Genomic DNA, 2,991 nt, shown 5'->3' with positions numbered 1-2,991 from the left:
GCCATCGGCAACCTCCTTGACCGCTTCAGCCCCGAAGAATGCACCGACTACCTGCGACACTGCGGCTATGCACAGTCAGGCCAATAATGGTCTAGCGCAGTGCCTCTAGGTAGCTCAGCAGCGCCAGCAGGTCGGCCGGCGGCAGTGCGAAGGACGGCATGAGGTTGCCCGGCTTGACGTGCTGCGGATCGGCGATCCAGCCGCCGAGATGGCCGCGCGTCTTGGGGAGCGTTGCCGCCGCCAGGGTCAGCCGGCTGCCGAGATGCGTCAGGTCCGGGCCGAGCTGCCCGTCTGCCGGCGTGCCGCGCACGGCGTGGCAATCGCCGCAGCCTGCGGCAAGGAACACCTCCTGCCCTCGCACGAGCAGGGGCGCCTCCATCGTGACCGCCGGGCGCGCCTGGTGCTCGAGCCAAGCCGCGAAGCGCTCGGACGGCTCGACCACCACGACGAAGGCCATCAGCGCGTGCTGGGTGCCGCAGAACTCGGCGCATTGGCCACGATAGGTGCCGGGCTCCGCGGGCCGCATCCAGATCTCGTTCACCTGGCCCGGGATCAGGTCAGTATTGCCGCGCAGGTTCGGCACCCAGAAGCTGTGGATCACGTTGTCCGAGCGCAGCAGGAAATGCGCCGGGCGGCCCGCAGGGTGGTGGAGCTGGTTGGCCGTCACCGCAACGGGACGGCTCGCCTCGTCGAGGTAGCGGAACTCCCACCACCAGAGTCGGCCCGAGACCTCGATCGTCACCGCATCCTGCGTGGGATGCGAGACGACGCGGCGGCTGATGAGCGTGCCCGAGACCACCAGGCCGAGGATTGCGGCGAGCGGCAGGACTCCCCCGCCGGCGATGACCAGCGCCCAGGCCATGCGGCGGCTGAGCGCCCGCTCGGGCTTGTTCCCCCTGCTTCGCCCCCGGCGCGAACACCTCGCTGTGAGCGCAGGCGCTGGCGGTGTTGGCGGTCAGCACCGGCGTCCCGAGGCGCGGAACCCGCAACTCAATGCGGGTGCTGCTGCCGCTGCCGGGCGCGCCGGTTCAGCTTCTCCTGCACGCTGCCGTCGTAGATGCAGGCCAGAACGATGCTGCTGTTGTCATGGACGGAAGGATCGGAACCGCGGACCGTGCTCCAGACCTCGCGCCAGCGAAGCGCCTTCACTCCCCAGGAGCACCGCCGAAGGGACCTGCGGCTGCCGGAAGTTGTCGCGCTCGAGCCCATCTCGCGGAAAATCGTGTCCACCAGCTGGCGGATGGAAGGCGGAGACTTCCCGATTCCGCGGTACGGCCCGAAGCGGTTCTCGTGCATCTGCGGCTCGCCCAGGATCTCGCGTGCGAGCAGGTCCGCCACGTAGGGTGCCAGGGTGACACCGCTCTTGAAGAAGCCGGCGGCGGCCCAGATGGCGTCACCCGGCCGGCCGATCACCGGGTAGATGTCCTGCGGCATCGCGCGGATGCCGCCGCGCAGCGAGACGCCGTTCAGGTTCGCCCCGGGGTCGAAGAAAGCCAGAGCACGCTGCAGCTGCGCCGTGGTCTCCACCCGGTCGGTGTGCGTCAGCGCGGTGGCCCCGACATAGGTGTAGCCCGGCAGATGTACCGCATAATCGCCGCAGCTCGAGCCATAGACGGGCGTGCGGACGACGACCCGGCGGTCGTCCTTCGCAGGCAGCGTCATCCCCACACCATAGACCGGCAGGAGATAGGGCACACCTCCGCAGCCAAGATCCTCGACCAGCTTGTTGAAGCCGAAGCTGTTGGCCAGGACGATGGCGTCCGTCTGCATGCGCTCGCCCGCATCGTCCACCAGCGTCATGGCCTGCGGATGGATGTGCTCGATTCGGCGTAGGATCAGCTGCGCCTTCGGCTTCGCTGCCAGGCAGACGCGCAGGCCTTCCAGCAGTGCGCGCGTCGATGAGCAATTCGTCGGGTACGAAGATCCCACTTTCGAACCGGTCCGGGCTGATGATCGGCATGGAGCCCGAGCGGCGGAGGTTCAGCTCCTCGAACGCATTTCTGCGCTCGGCGATCGTCGTGCAGAGCGCATCCAGGTTCCTGGGCTCATCGGCGGCATCGGACCGTGAGACGATGTAGGTGCCGCGTGCAGTTCGAGCCTGGGCTCTCCGAGCGCCGCCAGATCCTCGTTCATCCGGGCGACCTGCTCCGGCCAGAGCGCCCGCGCCTTCTCTCCGATAGCTAGCTGGTGCCGGGCTGCCCAGGATGTTCGCGTCTTCTCGGTGATCTCGCCGATCACATTGATCATCGCAGGCGCGGCGCTGCTCCCGGCGTAGCTGCCGGGCAAGTGCGGAGGGCCGAAGACCAACACCTGCGGCGCGTCGCGGGACTGCAGGAGACGGAAGGCGAGCGAGAGGCCGACCGCCCCGTTCCCCACGATGGCTACCCTCGTGCGCATCGACACCGCTCCTTCCTCGAGGCGGCCGGGCGGGCCCGGAGCGAGAGCGGACCAGGCCGCATCAGGACTTGCCGCTACCGAGGCAGGGAAGCGAGAGCACGGCGCGGGCCGATTTTGCGTCGCGGCTCGTGCCCGCTCCGCAAGCCGTGCCTCAAGCCTCTCCAGGGAGTCCGGTCGGATGTCGGGCGCGCGGCGTTCGGACAGGCCGACATCGCAGAGCCGGTCGAGGAGCTCGAGGCCTCTCCCCCAGTGCCGGTCCGCCTCCTGCACGTCTGCGGCATCGCGGCGGCAACGACCGATCAGGCGGCCGGCGGCTTCCGCGATCTGGATCCCAAGGCCGGGCTCGTACGCGGTTTCTCCGGCCCGCTCCAGCACCGCGGCGACTTGGCGCTTGAGACGCGGCCTGAAGAGGCGGCGCCAGAGCCGGCCGAGCAGGATCGCACGCGACAGCCCGCCCTGTGTGCCGGTCTGCTGCGCATCCGGCGGAACCTGCTCGGCTAGACCATTATTGGCCTGACTGTGCATAGCCGCAGTGTCGCAGGTAGTCGGTGCATTCTTCGGGGCTGAAGCGGTCAAGGAGGTTGCCGATGGCGT

The 2,991-nt window shown here is 68.8% G+C and carries 3 protein-coding genes; all 3 read right to left on the bottom strand.

The genetic code is table 11. The annotated features are described in order from the left end of the window. Nucleotides 1-91: 91 nt before the first annotated feature. Complete coding sequence (locus ACESM1_RS30310) at nucleotides 92-862, bottom strand: c-type cytochrome (RefSeq protein ID WP_372625132.1); 771 nt, start codon at nucleotides 860-862, stop codon at nucleotides 92-94. A 128-nt stretch (nucleotides 863-990) separates the two neighbouring features. Next, entirely contained in the window at nucleotides 991-1,929 is a 939-nt protein-coding gene (locus ACESM1_RS30305; RefSeq protein ID WP_372625130.1) for an NAD(P)/FAD-dependent oxidoreductase, read from the bottom strand. A 51-nt stretch (nucleotides 1,930-1,980) separates the two neighbouring features. Next, nucleotides 1,981-2,991, bottom strand: a 1,011-nt coding sequence (locus ACESM1_RS30300) for a hypothetical protein (RefSeq protein ID WP_372625128.1), incomplete at its 5' end; no start/stop codon positions are given.

It is taken from the genome of Falsiroseomonas sp., assembly GCF_041690465.1.
Classification (GTDB): domain Bacteria; phylum Pseudomonadota; class Alphaproteobacteria; order Acetobacterales; family Acetobacteraceae; genus Falsiroseomonas.
This window is presented reverse-complemented; position numbering and strand designations above follow the sequence as displayed.